Raw genomic sequence first — 22,387 nt, 5'->3', positions numbered from 1 at the left:
TTGCCTCCGCTTGAAAGACTGTGATGTTCCTTTTGGGAATCATATGGCTTCCGAGATGTATTTTCTGATTCTGTTGGGAATTTCTAGAATCTCCCACGGAACACCAACGAGCTGGAGACAACGCCGTGAACACCCCTTCTTTTTTCCCCGCGACCCGTCCCGCGCCCGGCATGGCGCCCGCGCGGGCCGTGGTGCGCGAAGTGGGCCTGCGCGACGGCCTGCAGAGCATCGCCACCATGGTGTCCACCGCGCACAAGATCGACTGGCTCGACGCGGCCTATGCCGCGGGCCAGCGCGAGATCGAGGTCGGCTCCTTCGTGCCCGCCCGCCTGCTGCCCCAGCTGGCCGACACCGCCGAGGTGCTGGCCCATGCCAAGACCCTGCCGGGCCTGGTCGCCTCGGTGCTGGTGCCCAACTACAAAGGCGCCGAACGTGCGCTTGAATGCGGCGCCGACCTGATGGTGGTGCCCCTGTCCGCCAGCCATGCCCACAGCCTGGCCAACCTGCGCAAGACACCCGACGACGTGGTGGCCGAGGTGGCGCGCATCCGCGCGCTGCGCGACGCCAGCGGCAGCCGCTGCCTGATCGAAGGCGGCGTGGGTACGGCGTTTGGCTGCACCCTGCAGGGCGAGGTGGCCGAGATCGAGGTGCTGCGCCTGATGCAGGCCCTGCTGGATGCCGGGGCCGACCATGTGAGCCTGGCCGACACCGTGGGCTATGCCGACCCGGCCTCGGTGGCCCGCCTGTTCGAGAAGGCCCGCGCGCTGGTGGGAGACCGGCTGGCCTGCGCGCACTTTCACGACACGCGCGGCATGGGCCTGGCCAACGTCTACGCGGCCTGGCAGACCGGCATCACCCGCTTTGATGCCTGCCTGGCCGGCATCGGCGGCTGCCCGCACGCGCCGGGCGCCAGCGGCAATGTCACCACCGAAGACCTTGTGTTCATGCTGGAACGCATGGGCGTCGCAACCGGCATCGACGTGGACGCGCTGCTGGCGCTGCGCGAGCGTGTGGCGGGCTGGCTGGCCGGGGAGACCCTGCACGGCACGCTGTGGCAGGCCGGGGTACCGCGCACCGGCGCAGGGGCCGTCTCCCTGGCCGCCATCCACTGAGCTCGCCACGAGCTCAACATTGAGCCACCGCCGCGCGCCCTTCCATCCCGTATCGTCGCCCCATGACATCCCACACCGATTCTTCTTCCTCCCCGCTCGCGCCACCCGGCACCTCTGCCCCCTGTGCACTGCCCCTGCAGGGCCTGCGCGTGGTGGAGTTCACCCACATGGTCATGGGCCCCACCTGCGGCATGGTGCTGGCGGACCTCGGGGCCGAGGTCATCAAGGTCGAGCCCGTGGACGGCGACCGCACGCGCCACCTGCTGGGCGCCGGCGCGGGCTTCTTCCCCATGTTCAACCGCAACAAGAAGAGCATCGCGCTGGACCTGCGCAGCCCCGAGGGCCTGGAGGTCGCGCGCAAGCTGGCCGCCTCGGCCGACGTGGTGGCGCAGAACTTCAAGCCGGGCGTGATGGCGAAATACGGGCTGGACCACGCGGCCCTGAGCCAGCTCAACCCGCGCCTGATCTACGTGAACCACACCGGTTTCTTGCCGGGCCCGTATGAGCACCGCACGGCGCTCGACGAGGTGGTGCAGATGATGGGCGGCCTGGCCTACATGACCGGCCGGCCCGGCGACCCGCTGCGCGCGGGCACCAGCGTGAACGACATCATGGGCGGCATGTTCGGCGCCATCGGTGCCATGGCGGCGCTGATGCAGCGCGGCATCACCGGGCGGGGGCAGGAGGTGGATTCGGCGCTGTTCGAGAACAACGTCTTCCTGGTCGGCCAGCACATGATGCAGTACGCCGTCACCGGCCAGCCGGCCGCGCCCATGCCGGACCGCATCTCGTCCTGGGCGCTGTACGACGTGTTCAGCGTGAAGGATGGCGAGCAGATTTTCCTGGCCGCCGTCAGCGATGCGCAATGGATCACCTTCTGCGACGCCATGGGATTCGCCGACCTCAAGGCCCACCCGCAACTGGCCACGAACAACGACCGGGTGCGCGCCCGTGCCACGCTGATGCCCGACTTGCGCCAGCGCCTGGCCACTTACAGCGCCGCCGAGCTGGCGTCCATCTTTGAAAAACACGGCCTGCCGTTCGCACCCATTTCGCGGCCCGAGCAGCTCTTTGACGACCCGCACCTCAACGCCACGGGCGGCCTGGCCGACATCACCCTGCCCGATGGCGAGCGGGCGGGGCAGACCGCCCGCACCACGCTGTGCCCGCTGCGCATGGACGGCCAGCGCCTGGGCGTGCGGCTGCAGCCGCCCGTGCTGGGCCAGCACACCGGCGCGCTCATGCAGGAACTGGGCTACACCCCCGCGCAGATCCAGGCGCTGCAGGACAGGCACGCCGTGGCTTGAGCAATGCGCCCGCTGGGGCGCGTGCACCCGCCGGGCGATGGATGAGATCACAACACGGAGACAACCGCCATGCACCACCATCCTTTCATCCACCACCACCCCGCCTGCCCGCCACCGGCGCTGCGCCGGCGCACGGCGCTGGCCGCGTTGGCCGCCGGCCTGGCAGCGCCTTTGCACGCGTGGGCCCAGGCGGCGTCGGAGCGCCCGCTGCGCCTGATCCTGCCCGTGAGCGCCGGTTCGGGCGTGGACGGCCTGGCGCGCGCCTTCGGGCCCGGCCTGGGCAAGTCGCTCGGGCGCGCCGTGGTGATCGAGAACTTCCCCGGAGCGGGGGGCATCACCGGCACCTCGATGATCGTCAAGGCGCCCAGGGACGGCTCGGCACTGGGCATGGTGTCCAACAACCACGTGGTGAACCCCAGCGTCTTCAAGAGCATTCCGTACGATGCCGTCGACGACGTGACGCCCATCACCGTGATCGGTGCGACGCCGTTCGTGCTGGTGGCGCACCCCTCGGTGGCCGCCCGGAACGTGCGCGAACTCATCGCCCTGGCCAAGGCCCAGCCCGGGACCCTGAACTACGGTTCGTCGGGCAACGGGACCATCCTGCACCTCGCGGCCGAGATGTTCGTGCACGAAGCGCAGGTCGACATCAAGCACATCCCCTACCGTGGCATGGGGCCGCTCACGGCCGACGTGCTGGGCGGGCAGATCCAGCTGGCGTTCATCGCGGTGGCCGTGGCGGCGCCGCATGTGAAGGCGGGCACGCTCAAGGCCATCGGCCTGTCGTCCACCACCCGCTCGCCGCTGTTGCCGGATCTGCCCACCATCGCGGAACAGGGCCTGCCGCAGTACGCGCTGGATGGATGGGTCGGCATGGTGGGGCCCGCGGGCCTGCCCAAGGCGGAGACCGAACGGGTCTACCAGGCCGTGCGCGCCACCCTGGGGATGCCCGAGGTGCGCGACGCGCTGCTCGCCCAGGGCTACCTGCTGCAGGCCACAACGCCGGATGCCACGGCCGCGTTCTTCCGCACCGAGGTGGCGCGCATGGCGAGGCTGGTGAAGCAGTCCGGGCTCAAGATAGATTAGTTGGGGAGCCCTCCCTCCGAGGCGCTGCGCGCCTGCGCGGCCCCGGTTGCAGGGGCAATGCGCAGGCCGCTGGACAACGGAGATCCTCCGCCGTGGTCCAGAAAATCCATGGAAACGGGTGTCCGGCGCTTATTGAATAATGGCTTTTTGCTATACAAAATATAGCAATAGGCGCTTGTTCGACGCCAGTACGTCCCTGTGCGGCATTCAATGCGCCACAGGTGGCAATGCCAAGGCACGGTGGCTGCCGCGCAGGCGGAACACTTCCACGGCCTCCACCAGCTGGCGCGCCTGGCCGCTCAGGCTGCCGGCCGCCGCCGCGCTTTCTTCCACCAGGGCCGCGTTCTGCTGCGTGGTTTCGTCCATGCGCACGATGGCCTGCGTGACGCGCAGCATGTCGCTGGTCTGCGCGGTGCTGGCCTGGCTGATTTCGTTCATCAGCGCGCTCACGCCCTGGATGGAGGAGACCACCTCCGTCATGGTGCTGCCCGCGTTGCGGGCCAGGTCGGAGCCGGCCTGCACGCGCTCCACGCTGGTCTGGATCAGCTCCTTGATCTCGCGCGCGGCGCTCGCGCTGCGGGTGGCCAGGTTGCGCACCTCGCTGGCCACCACGGCAAAGCCGCGCCCCTGCTCGCCGGCGCGTGCGGCTTCCACGGCGGCGTTGAGCGCCAGGATGTTGGTCTGAAACGCGATGCTGTCGATGACGCCGATGATGTCGGCAATGCGGCGCGAGCTGTCCTGGATGCCCTGGACCACCGTCACCATCTGTGTCACCACGTCGCCTCCGCGCTGGGCCACCGATGCGCCATTGCGGGCCAGCTCGCTCGCGCGCTGCGCGTTGGAGGCGTTCTGCTGCACGGTCGCCTGCAGCTGCTGCATGGACGAGGTGGTTTCGTCCAGCGACGACGCCTGCTCCTCGGTGCGCATGCTCAGGTCCACGTTCCCCTGGGCGATCTCTGCGCTGGCGCTGGCCACGCCCTCGGCGTTGCTGCGCACGCCCGACACCACGTTTTCCAGGTTCTCCTGCATGGTGCGCAGGGCCTCAAGCAACCGCGCGGGTTCGTCCTTGCCATCGACCCGGATGGTCGTGGTCAGGTCGCCCGCAGCCACCTTGTTGGCGACCGAGACGGCCACCCGCAGCGGGCGCACCACCGAGCGCGTGAGCAGCCAGCCCGCGCAGCCGCCCAGGGCCGTGACCAGCGCCAGCGCCACCAGGCTGCTGGCGAGCGCCCGCCGCGCGTTCAGCGCCGCCTGTTCGGCAATGGCCGTGCTGCTGGCGGCCACCTGCTCGCTCAGGGCGGTGAGCAGCCTGGCGGGGCCCTGGTCGATGTCGGCCACGTCGGCATCGCCCGCGGAGGGCACAAAACCGAGCGACTGGAACACTTCAAAGCCCTTGCGGTAGCCCTGCGCCATCTGCGCGTGGGCCTGCGTGAACTTCTGCAGCGCCGCCTTTTCCTGCGCATCGGTCAGCTGGGGCTCCAGCGCCTTCGCCGCATCGGCGACGCGCTTTTCGCTCGCCTGGAACGCCGCCCAGTGCAGCTCGCGCTTGCGCGAGTCCTCGCCCCGCAGCAGGGTGTTCTTCCACTCCTGCACCTGGGTCTTGAACTCGTTTTCCATGCGGCTTACCGCGCGTTCCTGGGCCACGCGCTCCTGCACCGTGGTCTCGTAGGTGCCCAGGCTGCGGTACAGGGCCGCGATTCCGAACAGCGCGGCCCCCAGCAGAAGGGCGAGCACCAGGCCCAGCGCGGTGGCCATGCGTGCGCCGATGGAGTGGTTGGACATTTTCATCAGCGGCTCCTGGCAATGCTTTTCAGATGAACTGGCTGCGGTGGCAACTGGCATGGCCATGGCCCGAGGCCGCCATGCAAGGGCCGCCCCCGCCGCGCGGGCGGCGCACCCGCTTGCGGGGCCGGGCGTCGCCACTCCAAGCGGTTTGCCGGCGCCGGCCTGCACGGCCCCGAAGGGCGGCCGCTCCTGGCCGCTGCGCCGGGGCGCGAAGCGACCCGGGGGTGTCTCTAGGCTTTCAGCTTGAGCAGGTACACCATGACCCGCGCCGTGGTGAGGTCCAGCTCCATGAACTCTGCCAAATCCTTGCCCGTCAGCCAAGAGGGTTCCCAGCGATTGTTCTTGAGCGTGCGCAGCCAGGACTCGTGGGCGGTGGCCGCCTCGACCGCGGCCAGCATCTCGGCCACGCGCGCGGGCGGCACGCCTTTGCCGGTGAACACGCCCCGCCAATTGGCCATGGTCGCGTCCAGTCCCTGCTCACGGAAGGCCGGCAGGCCAAAGGCGCTGCGGCGGGACGATACCCCGATGGCGCGCAGCTTGCCCGCCGCGATGGCGTCGCTGAATTCGCTGTAGCCGGAAAGGCCCATCGCCGCACCGCCGGACACGACGGCGTCCACCACTTCGGAGCCGCCAGCGAAGGGCTTGTAGACCAGGCCTTCCGGGCTGGCTTTGGACGCGCGGGCCAGCACCCCGGCAAAGATGTGGTCCACGCCCCCCGCGGAGCCTCCGGCCACCGGCACGGCGCGCAGGTCCGCGCGCATGGCTTCGGCCAGGTCCTTGGCGTTCTTGATGGGGGATTTGGCCGCCACCGCCGCCACCAAGTAGTCGCTGGTGAGCCGTGCAAGCGGCTGGATGTGGGTCAGGTCCACGGCGGGTTTCTGCAGGGCCACGGCGCCCACCATCACCATGCCGCCCATCAGCAGGGTGTTGGCGTCGTTGCCGTACTTCTCCGCGTACTTGGCCAGGCCGATGGTCCCGCCCTTGCCGCCGACGTTTTCGTATTCGATCTGGTCTGCCGCACCGACGGCGGCAAGGGCCGCACCCAGCGCCCGGCCCGTCTGGTCCCAGCCACCGCCGGGGTTGGCTGGGATCACGATGCGCAGCGTGGGCGCCAGCCTGGAGGCCTTGGCGGGCGCGCCGCGCGCGCCAGCGGCAGTTGCACCGGCGGCCTGCGCCCAGGCAGGCGCTGCAAGCGATGCGCCGAGCGCGCCCACGGCGCTGGCTGCGGCAGCCTGGGTGAGGATCTGGCGGCGGTTGAAGGATGTCATGCGGTGTCTCGCAAAAAGGTGGCAGGTCGTTGAACGGGCACGTGCAGCGTGCACTGGGATGCCAGGCCCTGCAGCCGGAGAGTGCCGAACTGCATGACAGTCTCCATCAGCAGTATGTAATAGTCGCGTTACAAGCTGTCATTTTGCTGTCGGGAGCATCGGGGTAAACGCGGGGCCGCCCGCAGAAACGAAAAAGCCCCGCACCGCGATGCGGGGCAGGGCCTTGGGGTGCAGCCAGGGCAGCCGGCTGCCGGGGTGGTTACAGCGAGTCGATGAAGCTGCGCAACTTGTCCGAGCGGCTGGGGTGCTTGAGCTTGCGCAGCGCCTTGGCTTCTATCTGGCGGATGCGTTCGCGGGTCACGTCGAACTGCTTGCCCACTTCTTCCAGCGTGTGGTCGCTGGTCATCTCGATGCCGAAGCGCATGCGCAGCACCTTGGCTTCGCGGGGCGTGAGGCCATCGAGGATGTCCTTGACCACGTCGCGCAGGCCGGCCTGCATGGCGGCTTCGATGGGGGCGGTGTTGGCACCGTCCTCGATGAAATCGCCCAGGTGGCTGTCGTCGTCGTCGCCGATCGGCGTTTCCATGGAGATCGGCTCCTTGGCGATCTTCATGATCTTGCGGATCTTGTCTTCCGGGATCTCCATCTTCGCGGCCAGGATGGATGCATCGGGCTCGAAGCCGAACTCCTGCAGATGCTGGCGCGAGATGCGGTTCATCTTGTTGATGGTCTCGATCATGTGCACCGGGATGCGGATGGTGCGCGCCTGGTCGGCGATCGAGCGCGTGATGGCCTGGCGGATCCACCACGTGGCGTAGGTCGAGAACTTGTAGCCGCGGCGGTATTCGAACTTGTCCACGGCCTTCATCAGGCCGATGTTGCCTTCCTGGATCAAATCGAGGAACTGCAGGCCACGGTTCGTGTACTTCTTGGCGATGGAGATCACGAGGCGCAGGTTGGCCTCGATCATTTCCTTCTTCGCGTCGCGCGAGGTGGCCTCGCCCTCGTTCATGCGTTTGTTGATGTCCTTGAGCTCGGTCAGCGGCACCACCACGCGCGATTGCAGGTCCATCAGCTTTTGCTGCAGTTCCTGCACGGGCGGAATGTTGCGCGCCATCACCGTGCTCCAGGGCTTGCCGGCGGCGGCCTGCTTTTCCACCCACTTCAGGTTCAGCAGGTTGGGCGGGAAGTCCTTAATGAAGGTTTCCTGCGGCATGCCGCACTTGTCCACGATGATGCGGCGCAGCTCGCGCTCCTTCTTGCGCACGTCGTCCACCTGGCCGCGCACCATGTCGCACAGCTTCTCGATGGTCTTGGCGGTGAAGCGGATGGTCATCAACTCGGCCGACAGGGCCTGCTGGGCCTTCACGTACGCAGGAGTGCCGTAGCCTTCCTTGTCGTACACCTTGTGCACTTTTTCAAACAGCTCGCGCAGCTTGTCAAAGCGCTCCAGTGCCTGCTTCTTGAGCTCTTCGAGTTTCTTGGTCAGCGCCTTGGAGCCGCCCTTGCCGTCGTCGTCGTCGGCTTCGTCGAATTCGTCGAAGTCTTCCTCGGCTACATAGTCGTCGGCCTCGTTGGGGTTGGAGAAGCCGTCCACGATGGTGGAGATGACGACCTTGCCTTCGCGGATTTCCTCACCCATGTTGAGGATCTCGGCGATGGTGGCGGGCGATGCGCTGATCGCCTCCATCATGGCCATCAGGCCGCCTTCGATGCGCTTGGCGATCTCGATTTCGCCTTCGCGCGTGAGCAGCTCTACCGTGCCCATTTCGCGCATGTACATGCGCACGGGGTCGGTGGTGCGGCCGAATTCCGAGTCCACGGTGGACAGGGCGGCTTCGGCGGCTTCCTCGGCTTCTTCTTCGCTGGCGCCCGTGGGAGCGTTGTCGGTGATGATCAGCGCCTCGGCATCGGGCGTCTGCTCGTATACGGCCACGCCCAGGTCGTTCAGCGTGGTGATGACGGCTTCGAGGGTTTCGGCATCCACCAGCTTGTCGGGCAAGTGGTCGGAGATTTCGACGTGCGTGAGGTAGCCGCGCGTCTTGCCCAGTTTGATCAGGGTTTTCAGGCGCGAGCGGCGCTTGGCCAGGTCTTCCTCGGACAGGACGGTCTCGTCCAGGCCGAATTCCTTCATCAAGGCGCGTTCCTTCGCCTTGCTGATCTTCATGCGCAGCGGCTTGACCTTCTCGACCGTGGCCGCGGCTTCGGTGGTTTCCTCGACTTCACCTTCCAGGTCCGCTTCGATGTCGGACAGGTCGGTATCGTCACCGCTCTCATCGCCGCCGGCCGCAGCCTTGGGCTTGCGGCCCCGCTTGGCGGGCGCCTTGGATTCGGCGGCACCCGCGGCCTTGGCGGGGCGTCCCGGGCGCTTCTTCGGGGTGTCTTCCTCGTCGGATGCGGCAGCCTTGGCGCGGACAGGCTTTTTCTTCAGCAATTCATCGGCGGCTTTTGTCAGCTCGGCAGAACTTTTCACGGGCACGGTTTTAACTTTCTTGGCTGCTGGGGCGGGTGCGGGTGCAGCTTTTTTGGCCGCGGCCTTCGCGGGAGCCTTGGCAGCAGGGGTGGAAACGGCCTTCGCGGCGGTGCCTGGAGCAGACTTGGGCGGCTTCGCGGACTTTTGAGCGGGCATGGGAGAACCTCAGAATCAAAAACGGACACAAAGAAAACGCAAGCGCCACAGATCCCGGCGCGGGTGGCAACGCGAAGCTGAAAATGTCTTCGCGCTTTGAGGGGAGGCCCTCAGGGGCAAGATGTCTGGGCGATCATTTGGTGTGCAGTCCTTGCGATGGTTGGGCTGGTTGTGCGCGTTTGTCACGGTGGCCCGGTTCGGAGGTGCTGCTGTCGCTCTTGCCGCTAACTAACCCTACATTATACCGCTTGGCGGGATTTCAAGCGGCTTTGACAGCCACTCCCAGCAAAACCCTGCGTTTTTGTTCCAGTGCACGGTAGCGCTCCAGGGCGGTCGGGTCCGTGGCGGCTTGCAGCATCAGCAGTTTTTGCTGCTCCTCGATGTCTTCGATCTGCATGCGGCTGAGCAGGTCCCGCAGTTCCGTGCGCAGCTCCTGCAGGTCGCCTTCGGTCTGGGCGTGCGAGCCCGTCATCACCTTCACGGCCAGAGCTTCGCACTCGTGATCGCGCAGGCTCTCGCGCAGCACGGCCCAGGCCAGGGGGCCGTGTTCGTGAAACTGCGCCTCCAGCCAGCCAAAAAGCGGGCCGTGGGGAGGCTGCAGCGCACACAGGGTGGCGTGGTCGTCGTGGGTCAGCTCTTCCAGGAAGGCCATGTGCGACAGCAGCAGGCGCGCGGCATGGTCCGTGCGGCTGGCGGTGGGTGTGCGCGGCAGGCGGGGCTGGGGCGGCCAGGGAGAGTCCTTGTCCTTTTTCTTCCAGTTGCCCTTCCAGTCGCCGCCCTTGCGGAACGGGGGCTTGTTGCCATAGCTGCTGCCCTGGCCAGCACTTCCGCCGCTGCCGCCGCCGTAGCCGCCTTGGTATCCGCCGTCGTATCCAATGCCCGGCTCGCCTTGGGGCGGCCACGACCCCCCGTCGGGCGGGGCGTCCCAGGAGGGTGGTTCGTGGTCGTAGGCCGCAGGCGCCTGTCGGGCCGGTGCACTACCTGCGCCGGTATGGCCGCCGTGACCGGAGTGGGAGGACCTCGGTGCCTCGCGCGCCGTGGCCTGGCCCCACAGGTCCGCCAGGTCCTGTGCCTTGAGCTGGGTGAGGTCCGCCAGCTCGCCCAGCACCTGGCGCTTGAGCACGCCGTCGGGCAGGGCCGTCCAGAGCGGCCTTGCGTTGCTGGCCATGTGGGCGCGGCCCTCGGCGGTGGCCAGGTCGCAGCCGTCGCTGGCCGATTCGACCAGGAAGCGGCTGAGCGGCACGGCCTCACTCACGTGCTTGGCAAAAGCGTCCGTGCCGTGGGCGCGGATGAAGCTGTCCGGGTCGTGCTCGGCCGGCAGGAACAGGAACTTGATGCTGCGCGTGTCCGTGGCGTGGGGCAGGGCGCCATCGAGCGCCTTGCGCGCGGCGCGCCGGCCGGCGTTGTCTCCGTCGAAGCTGAACACCACCGATTCGGTGAAGCGCAGCAGCTTGTGCACGTGTTCGGGTGTGCAGGCGGTGCCCAGCGTGGCCACCGCGTTCGGAAACCCGAGCTGCGCCAGCGCCACCACGTCCATGTAGCCCTCGGTGACCAGGGCATAGCCTTGCTCGCGGATGGCCGTGCGCGCCTCGAACAGGCCGTACAGTTCGCGGCCCTTGTGGAACACGGGGGTTTCGGGCGAATTGAGGTACTTGGGCTTGTCGTCGCCCAGCACGCGGCCCCCAAAGCCGATGCATTCGCCCTTGACGTTGCGGATGGGGAACATGACCCGGTCGCGGAACCGGTCGTAGCGCTTGCCGCCGTCCTCGTCGTTGACGATGACCAGGCCGCTTTCCTCCAGCAACGGGTCGTCGTACTGCGCGAAGACGCTGGCCAGGCTGCGCCAGCCTTCGGGGGCGTAGCCAAGGCCATACCGCTTGGCCACCGTCCCCGAGACGCCGCGCCCCTTGAAGTAGCCAATGGCGCGCTGGGATTCCCGCAGGTGGCGGCGGTAGGCGTCGGCAGCCTTCTCCAGCACGTCGGTCAGCGTGGCCTGCTTCTGGCGGGCGGCGGCGGCGCGTTCCTTCTCCTGGGGGGAGATGTCGTCGTCCGGCACCGAGAGGCCCACCTGCTGGGCCAGGTCCTGAACGGCCTCGACGAAGCCCATGCCCGCGTGCTCCATGAGGAAGCTGATGGCATTGCCGTTCTTGCCGCAGCCAAAGCAGTGGTAGAACTGCTTGGCGGGGCTCACGCTGAACGAGGGGGATTTTTCGCCGTGAAAGGGGCACAGCCCCATGAAATTCGCACCGCCTTTCTTGAGCTGCACATAGCGGCCCACGATGTCGACCACATCGACGCGGGCAAGCAGTTCCTGAATGAAAGACTGAGGGATCGTCACGCCGCGTATTGTCCGCGTAAACTGTTTGTTACCAGATATTGCAGAAGCGGGGCTTTCGGCATGGCGGTCACGGCATGGTGGCGGGCAATGGACGCGTCCAGCACTTCGGCGCAGCGGTGGCTGCGGCGCCGGGATGTGGCCGTGCTGCTGCCGCTGGTGCCCGCGCTCCTGTGGCCCGCGCCCGCGAGGGCCGCGCCGGTGCTGCGCGTGCTGTCCTGGCCGGGGTATGCCGACCCCGACATCGTGGCCGTTTTCGAGAAGCGCCATGGGGTCAAGGTCGAGGTCACCACCGTCGCCTCCGACGACGTGCTGCGCACCCAGCTGGCCTCTCCCCAAGGGCCCGGTTTCGACCTTGTGGCCGCCAATACCGCCGAAATCGCGCGCCTGGTGGCACGCCGGCTGCTTGCACCGTTGCCTGTGCACAACATTCCCAATGCCGAGCGCCAGCTTCCACGCTTTCGGCAATTGCATGCGATTGCGGGCATCGCGCAGGGAACGGATGTGTTCGCGATGCCTTACACCTATTCCGAGATGGGGCTGATCTATGACCGCCAGCAGATGGCCGTGCCCCCCAGTTCCATCGCGGTGCTGTGGGACCCGCGCTGGCGGGGGCGTGTGCTGGCATTCGACGGCAGCAGCCACGGGTTCTCCCTGGCGGCCATGTACCGCGGCCTGCCGCCGTTTCACCTGCATGCGGCCCAGTTCGGCCCCCTGGCCAGGGACCTGGTGGCCCTGCGGCGCAACGTGCGTTCGTTCTATAGCCTGCCCGAGGAGTCGCTGGAGCTGTTTCGCAAGCACCGCATTGCCGTCATGCACGCCAACTACGGCCAGCAGCAGCTCAAGCAGTTGCGCGATGCCGGGCTGGACGTGGGCTACGTGGTGCCGCGCGAGGGGGCGCTCGCCTGGCTCGACTGCTGGGCCATCACCCGGCGCTCGACCCAGCCCGCATTGGCCGCCGAGTGGATCAACTACATGCTCGACCCCACGGTGAGCCGCGAGCTGACCCGGCGCCAGGGCCTGGCCAATACGCTCGACGAGCCGCCCGCGCTCTCGGACGACGCCCCCGCCGGGGCCATCGTCTGGCTGGAGCCCGTCGAGGACGAAGCACGCCGCGCGCAACTGTGGCAGCGCATCCTGTCGGGAGACCGGCCCTCCCGGTTCTGACGCATGAAAACCCGCATGAAATGGGGCATTGCGCTGCGGCTGGGAATCCTGCTGGCGTCCTTCAGCGTGTTTGCCGCCGTCCTGGCGGGCTACTACACCTTCGACTCCAGCCGCACGCGCCTGCAGGGGCGTGCCGAGCAGGCGCTGCTGGCCACCACCCAGGTGCTGTCGCGCCACATGCAGGCGGGCTTTGGCACGGTGGCGCGCGACACCGCCTTCCTGGCCAGCGTGGCCGCCATCGAGCAGGACAGGAACGTGCTGGCCGACATGTTCAGGGCCAGCCTGGTGGCGCACCCGAGCTACCAGCAGATCCGTTTCATCGGTGCGCAGGACTACGGCCTGGAGCTGGTGCGCATCGACCGCACGGGGGACGCCTGGCTACGCGCGAGCGAGGGGGAGCTGCAGGAGAAGGCCCATTTCCCCTTCGTCTTCGAAACGCTGGCGCTGGGGCCTGGCGAGGTCTATGTGTCCGAGTTCGGCATCAACCACGAGGGGGCTCCCGATGCCGAGGCCCTGCCTGTGTTCAGCATGGCCTCGCCCGTGGTGCGTGGGGGGCAGGTGCGGGGCGTGGTCGTGGTGCGCGTGGCGGCGCACCAGTTCCTGCGCAATTTCAATGCTGCGCTGCCCGCCTCCTACAGCTTCTTTCTCAGCAACCGCTGGGGCGATTTCCTGGTGCACCCGGACGCCACCCAGACCTTCGGCTTCGACCGCGGCCAGCGCATCCTGATCCAGGATGCCTTCGGCCCGGTGGCGGCCCTGATCGAGGGCCGCGAGGAACAGGCCGTGCTCAGCCAGCAGGGCCCTGGCGATGACGAGGCGCGTGTCTTCTCGTTCGTGCGCATGCCCTTCGGGCGGCCGCAGGAGGGGCGGTCCATGGTGGTGGGGCTCTCCCAGCCCCTTGCCGCCGTGCAGGGCGAGGTGGTGAGCCTGGGGCGCAGCATCTTCAAGATCCTGCTGGTGCTGAGCGCCGTGGGCGTGTTGCTGGCGGCCTGGGTGTCGCGCGTGGTCACCCAGCCCCTGAAGGCCATGGTGCGCGCCACGCAGGCCTTTCCGCAGGGCCGCCCGCATGGCGTTCTGCCCGTGCAGCGCGAGGATGAGGTGGGTGAGCTGGCGCGCAGTTTCCAGGACATGGAGCAGCAGATCAGCCGCCAGATGACGGAGCTCAACGCCAGCCGCGACGCCATGGCCCACCTGGCGCACCACGACGCGCTCACGGGCCTGCCCAACCGCCGCATGTTCGAGCAGCGCCTGGCGCAGGCGCTGGAGCTGTCGCGCCGCAGCGGGCGGGACTGCGCGCTGCTGTTTGTGGATCTGGACGATTTCAAGGCCGTCAACGACGCGCGGGGCCATGCCGCGGGCGACCGGGTGCTGCAGGCCGTGGCCCGCACCGTCGTGGGCGCCGTGCGCCAGGCCGACACCGTGGCCCGGCTCGCGGGCGACGAGTTCATCGTGCTGTGCGAGAACGTGGATTGCGAAGATGCGGCGCTGCAGATCGCCGCCAAGCTGGAGCTCGCTTTCGAGAGCCCGCTGCAGATCGACGGCCAGCCGCTGGCCCTGCGCGCCAGCATCGGCGTGAGCCTGTTCCCGCGCGACGCCCAGGACGCGCACACGCTGCTGGCCAGCGCCGACGCGGCGATGTACCGTGTCAAGCAGAGCCGCCGCCGAAGGGTTTGAGTCAGCCTGGGGCGGTAGCCTGTGACCCGTTCACCCACCTTCGCGAGCCATGACCTCCATCTTCGACCAGAACCTGCCCCGCACCGAAGCCAACTTCGCATCCCTGTCACCCCTGTCGTTCATCGAACGCACGGCCGAGGTCTATCCCGACCGCCTGGCCATCGTGCACGGCGACTTGCGCCAGACCTGGAGCCAGACCTATGCCCGCTGCCGCCAGCTGGCCAGCGCCCTGGCGCAGGCAGGCATCGGCAAGAACGACACGGTGGCCGTCATGCTGCCCAACACCCCACCCATGGTGGAGGCACACTTTGGCGTGCCCATGGCGGGCGCGGTGCTCAATGCGCTCAACACCCGGCTGGACCCGGAGGCCATTGCCTTCATGCTCGACCACGGCGAGGCCAGGGCGGTGATCGTGGACCCCGAGTTCACCGGCACCATGGCCAAGGCGCTGGCCCTGCGCACGGGCATTACGCCCATCCGCGTGATCGAGGTGCAGGACGTGCTCTACGGCCCCGCCGCGCAGAGCCTGGGCGGCACGGACTACGAAGCCTTTGTCGCCACGGGTGACCCGACTTTTGCCTGGAGCCTGCCCGACGACGAGTGGGATGCGATTGCGCTCAACTACACCAGTGGCACCACGGGCAACCCCAAGGGCGTGGTCTACCACCACCGGGGCGCGGCCAGCAATGCCATCAGCAACGTGCTGGAGTGGGACATGCCCAAGCACGCGGTCTACCTGTGGACGCTGCCCATGTTCCATTGCAACGGCTGGTGCTTTCCCTGGACGGTGGCGGCCCGCGCGGGCGTGAACGTGTGCCTGCGCCGCGTGGACGCGCAGGCCATCTTCGACGCCATCCGCACCCATGGCGTCACGCACTACTGCGGCGCGCCCATCGTGCACGGCCTGCTGGTCAATGCGCCGGATGCGATGAAGGCGGGTGTGCAGAACCTCGCACAAGGGGGCGTCAAGGCCATGGTGGCGGGCGCCGCGCCCCCGGCCTCGATGATCGAGGGCATGGAGAAGATGGGGTTCGACCTGACCCATGTGTACGGCCTGACCGAGGTGTACGGCCCCGCCACCGTGTGCGCCAAGCACGATGCGTGGGACCAGCTCGACATCGGCGAGCGCGCCCGCCTCAACGCCCGCCAGGGCGTGCGCTACCACCTGGAGCGCGACGTGCGCGTGCTGGACCCGGAGACCATGCTGCCCGTGCCGCAGGACGGCGAAACCATGGGCGAGATCATGTTCAAGGGCAACATCGCCATGAAGGGCTACCTCAAGAACCCCAAGGCCACCGACGAGGCCTTTGCGGGCGGCTGGTTCCACAGCGGCGACCTGGCCGTGCAGTACCCCGACGGCTACATCAAGATCAAGGACCGCAGCAAGGACATCATCATCTCGGGCGGCGAGAACATCTCGTCCATCGAGGTCGAAGACGTGCTCTACCGCCACCCCGACGTGCTGGCCGCCGCCGTGGTGGCCAAGCCCGATGCCAAGTGGGGCGAAACCCCGTGCGCGTTTGTGGAACTCAAGGCGGGGGCCACCACCACGCCCGAAGACATCGTGGCCCACTGCAAGAAGCACCTCGCGGGCTTCAAGGTGCCCCGCGCCGTGGTGTTTGGCGAGCTGCCCAAGACCAGCACGGGCAAGATCCAGAAGTTCGAGCTGCGCAAGCTGGCCGGGTCGGCGGCGGCCATCAACGTCTGATCACACGGCTCAGCCAAAACCGCACGCCAGCGTCTGCCGGCCGCCATCGAGGTTGTATTCGGACTTCCAGTAGTGCCGGTCTTCGATGGCGGTGAACGCCACGCCGGGCCCGGTGGGGTAGGCCGTCGCGAACGGGCGGCGCAGGATCACAAGCAGCTCGCATTGGGGCGGCCAGTCCGCCACTTCGTCGATGACGTTGCCCCGTGCCAGCTCGGCCTCCAGGATCATGCGCAGCGGGGCGGCCAGCGCGGCGGGAATCTGCTGACGGCTCATGCGCCGGGCTGGCTGGCGGCGGCGGGCTGTGCCGACCGTTCGGACGGAGCATCGTCCAGCAGCCGCTGCAATGCCAGCACCTGCCACTGGTGCTCCGGCTCGAAGGCCGAGAGGTCTTGCACCGCATACCCCCCATACGCGTACACCGTGGCATAGGCCGCGTAGCTGGCGGCCTCCAGCGCCCGGCCCGCGAGCGCGTTGGCCACGGCGTAGGTGGCCGACACGGCGGCATGGGCCGATCCGTCCAGCGACTGCGAGCCCCGGTGGTGCGAGGCCACCTCCTTCATCCGGGCGGCGGCGTTCGCCAGCGTGGCTGCATCCACCGTGCCTGCCGTGAACGCCGCCAGCGTGTCCAGGCCCGCGATGGCCTCGGGGTCTTCCAGCAGATGGCGCACGCGCTCGACACACGCCAGGCCAAACGCCAGGCGCAGAGGCGTGTGGGCCTCGCTGGCCAGGTCGCAGCCGGCAGCCAGTTGCGTGAGCGCTGTGTTCATGGCGTGAGTCCTTTCCGGGGGCTGGGCAGTTCACGGGTATTTGCTATCAATAAAGTAGCTGATTGCGCAATGGGTACAAGCGCTGACGCCTGTTTTGACCCAAAAATCCGCCCTGCGGGAAGGCGGCTGAGACATGGCGGTGGGCGCAGGGCATTGTGGCGTCCCGCGGGCCTTGCGTCGAGCCGTGCAAGATGGGCCAGGGTGGGAGGAACGGCTATGCCGCGAGGCCTTCCAGCCAGGCGCGTGGCGACATGCCCAGCTTCTGCGCAAACACCCGCGACAGCGCGGACGGGTTGGCATACCCCAGCCCATGGGCGATCGATTTCACGGACCGCCCGCCGCGCAAGTGGGCCTGCGCGAGGGTGAGGCGCCAGTGCGCCAGGTAGTCCGCGGGCGTTTCGCCCACCACGGCCTTGAAGCGTGCCGCGAAGGCGCTGCGCGACATGCCGGCCTGCGCGGCCATCTGCTCCAGGCTCCAGGCCTCGCCGGGCGCATCGTGCAGGGCCATGAGCGTGCGCGCCAGGCGCGGGTCGGCCAGGCCAGTCAGCAGGCCCGGGGGCATCCGCGCCTCCTCGGGGTGGTCGAGCAGCCAGCGCAGCAACTGCAGCAGCACGACTTCAAAGAGCCGGTCGGCCAGCACGCGGTGGCCGCAGCGCAGGCGGTCGGTCTCGGCGAACAGCAAATCCAGCGCCTGCTGCAGGCCCTCGACGCGGGCCAGCGGCAGCAGCACCAGCGGGGGCAGGGCGCGCGCCAGCGGGTGGCTGGCGCCGCCATCGAAGTCCAGTGCAGCGCAGGTGAAGTCCGAGCCCTCCATGGGCGCGTTGTGAAAGAAATGCTCCAGCGGCCGCGCGTAGAACAGCAGGCTGGGCTCGCGCACCTCCAGGCGCTCCGATGGCCCCGCCAGGGGCTGGTGGGCGACCACCATCTCGCCGCGCCGCAGCACATGCAGAAACCCGCGCCCGGGCGCCGCCGCGAAATGGGTGACGCCGCACAGCGGGCCGGTGTGGAACAGGCGCGCCCGCACCCTGAACCGTTCCAGCAGCGAGGACAGGCGGTCCAGCGGCACGGACGGTGGCGTGAGGCTGCTTTCCGTGGGGCTCATGGTTGTTTTGGATGTATTGGTATGAATGATGGACTATTGATGCCCAATGGTATTCGATGTCGCCAGACACTGCAGGGGTGCTGTGTTCATGCACCCGATGCGGCCAACGCACCGGCTTTCAACCTCCATGCCATTTCCAAGGAAGACACCATGTCCACCATTGCCTCCTCCGCCGCCCGCATTCCCCTTGTCGACCGCTCCACGGCCAGCGGCCCGGCGCGCGCGCTGCTCGACCAGATCCACGGCGCTTTCGGCGCCACACCCAACATGTTCCGCGCGGTGGCCAACTCGCCGGCCGCGCTGCAAAGCATGTGGGGCGCCTTCGGTGCGCTGGGCAGCGGCCAGATCGGCGCCGCGCTGGGCGAGCAGATCGCCGTGGCCGTGGCCAACCGCAATGCCTGCGACTACTGCCTGGCCGCCCACACGGCGCTGGGCCGCAAGGCGGGCGTGAGCGGCGACGAGCTGGCCGCCGCGCAGTCGGGTGCATCCGCCGACCCGCGTACCGCAGCGGTGTTGCGCTTCGCGCTCAAGCTGGTCGACGAGCGCGGCCAGGTAGATGCCGCCGATGTGCAGGCGCTGCGCGAGCAGGGCTGGAGCGACGGGCACATCGTGGAGATCGTGGCCCATGTGGCGCTCAACCTGTTCACCAACTACGTGAACGTGGCGCTGGCCGTGCCCGTGGACTTCCCCGGCGTGAAGCTGCGCCCCGCGCGCTGAGCCGAGGGGGCTGCATGCCCCTCACGCCACTGTGCGGGCCGCCTGCAGCTCCTGCTCCAGCCACGCCGCGAAGCGCTGGGCCTGCGGCGATGCCTGGGGCGCCAGGCCGTAGTAGTGGCGCGTGAGCGGCAGGGCCAGCCCCGGCAGCGGGCAGGCCAGGCGGCCCGCCGCCAGGTCCTGCGCCACCAGCGAGGCGGGAGCGAGCGCGAAGCCCAGCCCGTCCAGCGCGGCCTGCAGCACGAAGTGCAGGTGGTCGAACTGCAGCTGGCTCGCCGGTTGCAGGCGCGGGGCGCCCACCTGGCGCTTCCAGTCGTCCCAGTCGCCGGGGCGCGAACGTGACCACAGCAACACGTGCGCCGCCAGGTCGGGCGGCGTGCGCACCGGCTGGGCCGCCCACAGCGCGGGTGTGCCCACCACCAGGGCCTGGTCGTGCAAAAAAGGCTGCGGCGTGATCGCGGCCGGCCAGCCCGCCAGCCCCCGGCGGATGGCCACGTCGAACGGAGCGGTGGCGTGGTCGGGCGTGACCGTGCTGGTCACCACGTTGGGCTCGATGTCCGGGCACTGCGCGACGAAGCCCGGCAGGCGCGGGATGACCCAGCGCACGGCGAACGAGGGGCGCACGTTGATGGTCACGGTGCGCGGGGCCCCGGGTGTCGCCAGGGCCTGGGCTGCGGCGCCGATCTGCGCCAGGGCGGGCTCCACCTGTGCAAAGAACTGCTGGCCCTGCGGCGTGAGCAGCACCTGCCGCACGCGCCGCTCGAACAGGGCCACGCCCAGGTGGTCTTCCAGCGCGCGGACCTGGCGGCTGATGGCGCTGTGGGTGACATGCAGTTCCATGGCCGCGCGCGTGAAGCTCAGGTGGCGCGCTGCCGCCGCGAAGGCGCGCACCGCATGGAGCGGGGGCAGGCGCTGTGGCGTGGCGGGCGGCATGTGTGCGATTTTGTCACGCATGCCGGGCGGCGATGTCGTTTGTCAGCGGCCGCCGTCGTGCGCACCATCGCCCCTGGCCCTGATCCCCTCCACCCTTTTTTTGAACCACCCGCCATGACAGCCACCGCCCCGGCGCAGCCCGACCCCCATGCCATCGACACCCTGGCGCGCCTGGAGGCGCTGCTCGGGCCGCTCAGCGATGCCTCCGTGCACAAGGAGGTGCCCCGCGTCCACCCCGCCTACCGCGCCATGATCGAGGCCTCGCCCTTCGCGGTGCTGGCCACCACCGGCCCCGGGGGGCTCGATGCATCGCCGCGCGGCGATCCGCCGGGCTTCGTGCAACTGCAGGACGACACCACCCTGCTGCTGCCCGAGCGCCGGGGCAACAACCGCGCCGACAGCCTGCGCAACATCCTGGCCGATCCGCGCGTGGCGCTGCTGTTCCTCATCCCCGGCGTGGGCGAAACCCTGCGCGTGAACGGCCGTGCCCGCATCAGCGTGGCGCCCGACCTGCTCGCGCGTTTCGTGGTCAACGGCCAGCCGCCCAAGTGCGTGGTCGTGGTCGACGTGGAGACCGTGTTCTTCCAGTGCGCGCGTGCCCTCCAGCGCTCGCGCCTGTGGGATGCCGTGCCGCCCGGCACCCCGCGACCGGTGCCCACGCCCGGCGCCATCCTTGCGTCCCTCACGCACGGCGCATTCGATGGCGCGGCGTACGACCAGGAACTGCCGGCGCGGCAGCAGGCGACGCTGTATTGAGAGGATCGGCCGGACGGACGCGAACCCTCAGGCCTGCTCGGCCGTGAAGGCCGCCGCCGCCCCCCGCAGCGCCTGCGCGAACTGCGCCACCTCGGCATGCTGCGCGTCCCGCAGGCGCTGGAACAGCGTGATGGGCGGCAGCGTCCAGCCAAAGCGGTGCGGCACGATGGCCACGCCGGCGATGCGCACCAGCTCCTGCGCGATGTCGGCCGGCACGATGGAGACAGCCCGCTCGCTGGCCGCCACCAGCTCGCCGATGACCTTGGACGAGAGGCTTTCCACATAAGGCTGCGGCGGCACCACGCCCGCGCGCAGGAAGAAGTCGGTGATCTGCTCGCGCATGGGCGTCTGCCGCGCGCCCAGCACCCAGTCCAGGTCCGCCAGCTCGGCCCAGGCCAGGGGCTTGCGGGCCAGGCGCGCCGACAGGCGGCGGTGGGCGATGAGGCGCGGCTCCTGGTGGTACAGCACCTCGTGCACCAGCCCGTCCATGTCGAGCACGGCGGATGCGCGGCCGATCACGCAGTCGAATTCGTGCCCGCGCAGGCGCTGCAGCAGGTGGTCGCTGGTGCCTTCGTGGATGCTCACCGTGGCGCGCAGCCCGCGCGGCCGGGTCTGCCCGATGGCCGCGGCCAGCAGGCGGCCCGGCACGAAAGGGATCACGCCGACCTGCAGGTGCGCGGCGCGGCCCGCGCTGGCCGCTTCCATGTCGCGGGCCCAGTGGCCCAGGTCCTGCAGCAGGGTGCGCGCACGGGCCAGCGCCACGGCGCCGAGCGCGGTGGGCACCATGCCGCGCGGGGAGCGCTCGAACAGCGGCGCGCCGAAGATCGCCTCCAGTTCGGCCAGCGCGTGCGTGATGGCGGGCTGGCTCGTGGCCATGTGGTGCGCCACGCGGGTGAGCGTGCCATGCGCCTCGATCTGCTGCAGCAGCACCAGATGACGCACCTTCAGGCGCGAGACAAGGCGGGCCTGGACGGTCTCCGGATCCAGGGGCGGGGGCGTGGACATCGGGTTTTTGGGGTATTCAGAAAACTGTATGGCTTGATATTAATTGCTGATGCTTTGCTTATGGGAAGTCTCCACAATGCGAAGCGAGCGAGGGAGCGAACAGGCAGGTGGGTGGAGCTGGCGGGAGCGCAGAGGCACCGCCAGTCTCCTTGGGCACGCGGACAACCAGAAGGGGGACAAGGCAATGGATTCAGTGCTGTGGGTGGTGGCCCTGGGGGCCGTGGCGGCGGGCTTCGTGCAGGGCCTGTCGGGCTTTGGCTTTGGCATGGTGGCCATGTCGTTCTGGGCCTGGACGCTGGAGCCGCGCCTGGCGGCCGTGCTGACCGTGTGCGGCGCGCTCACGGGCCAGCTGGTGGCGGCGGCCACGGTGCGCCGGGGTTTTGACCGGGTGCGCCTGCTGCCCTTTGTGCTGGGCGGCCTGGTGGGCATCCCCATCGGGGTGGCCGTATTGCCCCGGCTGGACATGGACGCGTTCAAGGTCATCCTGGGCACGCTGCTGGCGCTGTGGTGCCCGGCGATGCTCATGGCCAAGCAGTTGCCCCGCATCACACGCGGCGGGCGCGTGGCCGACGCGCTGGTGGGCATGGCGGGCGGCGTGATGGGTGGGCTGGGCGGCTTCACCGGCGTGCTGCCCACGCTGTGGTGCACCTTGCGCGGTCTGGACAAGGACGTGCAGCGCGCCATCATCCAGAACTTCAACCTGGCGATGCTGCTGGTGACCTTCATCACCTACCTGGCCACCGGCCTGGTCACCCGCGAGGCGCTGCCCCTGCTGGCCATCGTGGTGCCGGCGATGCTGGTGCCCACGCTGTTGGGCGCGCGGCTGTACCACGGCATCAGCGACCTGCGTTTCCGCCAGATCGTGCTCGGGCTGCTCACGCTGTCGGGTGTGGCCATGCTGGTGGCGAGTGCGCCCAGGGTGCTGGCGCGGCTGGGGTGAGGGCGCACGCCTTCAGAACCCTGACGGCCCGGCAGCGCAACGGCGTCCAAGGCTCTAACATGCCCTTCGGCACGCGCCTTGCTCATGCGGGCGCGGCCG

The 22,387-nt window shown here is 68.8% G+C and carries 18 protein-coding genes; 9 read left to right on the top strand and 9 right to left on the bottom strand.

What is annotated here, in order from left to right; translation table 11 throughout:
- The first annotated feature begins 170 nt into the window (after window positions 1-170).
- The 3 genes from KW843_RS12025 to KW843_RS12015 all read left to right on the top strand — a co-directional run bounded on the left by KW843_RS12025 (window position 171) and on the right by KW843_RS12015 (window position 3,505).
- Window positions 171-1,112 (top strand): hydroxymethylglutaryl-CoA lyase, encoded by a 942-nt coding sequence (locus KW843_RS12025; RefSeq protein WP_218295801.1) that lies wholly within the window; start codon window positions 171-173, stop codon window positions 1,110-1,112.
- 62 nt (window positions 1,113-1,174) lie between these two features.
- On the top strand, window positions 1,175-2,419 hold the full coding sequence (locus KW843_RS12020) for a CaiB/BaiF CoA-transferase family protein (RefSeq protein ID WP_255594720.1): 1,245 nt from the start codon (window positions 1,175-1,177) through the stop codon (window positions 2,417-2,419).
- Window positions 2,420-2,488: 69 nt separating this feature from the next.
- On the top strand, window positions 2,489-3,505 hold the full coding sequence (locus KW843_RS12015; protein WP_218295387.1) for a tripartite tricarboxylate transporter substrate binding protein: 1,017 nt from the start codon (window positions 2,489-2,491) through the stop codon (window positions 3,503-3,505).
- A gap of 207 nt (window positions 3,506-3,712) precedes the next feature.
- On the opposite strand, the gene KW843_RS12010 is transcribed toward KW843_RS12015, so the two are convergent.
- The 4 genes from KW843_RS12010 to dnaG form a co-directional block, all read right to left on the bottom strand.
- Window positions 3,713-5,293 carry a methyl-accepting chemotaxis protein gene (locus tag KW843_RS12010; RefSeq protein WP_218295386.1) on the bottom strand — a complete coding sequence of 527 codons (1,581 nt, stop codon included), beginning with the start codon at window positions 5,291-5,293 and terminating at the stop codon, window positions 3,713-3,715.
- A gap of 227 nt (window positions 5,294-5,520) precedes the next feature.
- A complete protein-coding gene (locus KW843_RS12005) occupies window positions 5,521-6,558 on the bottom strand; it encodes a tripartite tricarboxylate transporter substrate binding protein (RefSeq protein WP_218295385.1) in 1,038 nt (345 codons plus the stop codon).
- Window positions 6,559-6,817: 259 nt separating this feature from the next.
- Entirely contained in the window at window positions 6,818-9,187 is a 2,370-nt protein-coding gene (gene rpoD / locus KW843_RS12000) for an RNA polymerase sigma factor RpoD (RefSeq protein ID WP_218295384.1), read from the bottom strand.
- A 259-nt stretch (window positions 9,188-9,446) separates the two neighbouring features.
- Window positions 9,447-11,525, bottom strand: coding sequence for a DNA primase (gene dnaG / locus KW843_RS11995; protein ID WP_218295383.1), 2,079 nt, complete (start codon window positions 11,523-11,525; stop codon window positions 9,447-9,449).
- Between the two features lie 87 nt (window positions 11,526-11,612).
- Here dnaG and KW843_RS11990 point away from each other — a divergent pair, with 87 nt between their 5' ends.
- Genes KW843_RS11990 through KW843_RS11980 form a run of 3 tightly spaced genes read left to right on the top strand, consistent with a single transcriptional unit; the run spans window position 11,613 to window position 16,071 of the window.
- Window positions 11,613-12,689: a PotD/PotF family extracellular solute-binding protein gene (locus tag KW843_RS11990; protein ID WP_255594719.1), complete on the top strand. Its 1,077-nt coding sequence runs from the start codon at window positions 11,613-11,615 to the stop codon at window positions 12,687-12,689.
- A 3-nt stretch (window positions 12,690-12,692) separates the two neighbouring features.
- Window positions 12,693-14,363: a diguanylate cyclase domain-containing protein gene (locus KW843_RS11985; protein WP_255591120.1), complete on the top strand. Its 1,671-nt coding sequence runs from the start codon at window positions 12,693-12,695 to the stop codon at window positions 14,361-14,363.
- A gap of 49 nt (window positions 14,364-14,412) precedes the next feature.
- Window positions 14,413-16,071 carry an acyl-CoA synthetase gene (locus KW843_RS11980; RefSeq protein ID WP_218295381.1) on the top strand — a complete coding sequence of 553 codons (1,659 nt, stop codon included), beginning with the start codon at window positions 14,413-14,415 and terminating at the stop codon, window positions 16,069-16,071.
- Window positions 16,072-16,080: 9 nt separating this feature from the next.
- Here KW843_RS11980 and KW843_RS11975 read toward each other — a convergent pair whose 3' ends face one another.
- The 3 genes from KW843_RS11975 to KW843_RS11965 form a co-directional block, all read right to left on the bottom strand.
- On the bottom strand, window positions 16,081-16,344 hold the full coding sequence (locus KW843_RS11975; RefSeq protein ID WP_218295380.1) for a hypothetical protein: 264 nt from the start codon (window positions 16,342-16,344) through the stop codon (window positions 16,081-16,083).
- Window positions 16,341-16,838: a hypothetical protein gene (locus KW843_RS11970; protein WP_218295379.1), complete on the bottom strand. Its 498-nt coding sequence runs from the start codon at window positions 16,836-16,838 to the stop codon at window positions 16,341-16,343. Before KW843_RS11970 ends, KW843_RS11975 begins: the two co-directional genes overlap by 4 nt.
- Before the next feature lie 214 nt (window positions 16,839-17,052).
- The gene (locus tag KW843_RS11965) at window positions 17,053-17,940 is read right to left on the bottom strand and encodes an AraC family transcriptional regulator (protein WP_218295378.1); all 888 of its coding nucleotides are present in this window, start codon (window positions 17,938-17,940) and stop codon (window positions 17,053-17,055) included.
- 150 nt (window positions 17,941-18,090) lie between these two features.
- Here KW843_RS11965 and KW843_RS11960 point away from each other — a divergent pair, with 150 nt between their 5' ends.
- On the top strand, window positions 18,091-18,657 hold the full coding sequence (locus KW843_RS11960; protein ID WP_218295377.1) for a carboxymuconolactone decarboxylase family protein: 567 nt from the start codon (window positions 18,091-18,093) through the stop codon (window positions 18,655-18,657).
- A 21-nt stretch (window positions 18,658-18,678) separates the two neighbouring features.
- Here KW843_RS11960 and KW843_RS11955 read toward each other — a convergent pair whose 3' ends face one another.
- On the bottom strand, window positions 18,679-19,608 hold the full coding sequence (locus tag KW843_RS11955; RefSeq protein WP_218295376.1) for a LysR substrate-binding domain-containing protein: 930 nt from the start codon (window positions 19,606-19,608) through the stop codon (window positions 18,679-18,681).
- Between the two features lie 93 nt (window positions 19,609-19,701).
- Between KW843_RS11955 and KW843_RS11950 the strand changes: the two genes are divergently transcribed.
- Window positions 19,702-20,343 (top strand): pyridoxamine 5'-phosphate oxidase family protein, encoded by a 642-nt coding sequence (locus KW843_RS11950; RefSeq protein ID WP_218295375.1) that lies wholly within the window; start codon window positions 19,702-19,704, stop codon window positions 20,341-20,343.
- Window positions 20,344-20,370: 27 nt separating this feature from the next.
- Here the strand turns inward: KW843_RS11950 and KW843_RS11945 are convergent, their stop codons facing one another.
- Window positions 20,371-21,348, bottom strand: a complete 978-nt coding sequence (locus tag KW843_RS11945) for a LysR substrate-binding domain-containing protein (protein WP_218295374.1) — start codon at window positions 21,346-21,348, stop codon at window positions 20,371-20,373.
- Between the two features lie 184 nt (window positions 21,349-21,532).
- Between KW843_RS11945 and KW843_RS11940 the strand changes: the two genes are divergently transcribed.
- Window positions 21,533-22,288 (top strand): sulfite exporter TauE/SafE family protein, encoded by a 756-nt coding sequence (locus tag KW843_RS11940; RefSeq protein WP_218295373.1) that lies wholly within the window; start codon window positions 21,533-21,535, stop codon window positions 22,286-22,288.
- The last annotated feature ends 99 nt before the right edge of the window (window positions 22,289-22,387 follow it).

Origin of the sequence: Acidovorax sp. sif1233, assembly GCF_019218755.1 — a bacterium.
GTDB lineage: Bacteria > Pseudomonadota > Gammaproteobacteria > Burkholderiales > Burkholderiaceae_C > Acidovorax.
This window is presented reverse-complemented; position numbering and strand designations above follow the sequence as displayed.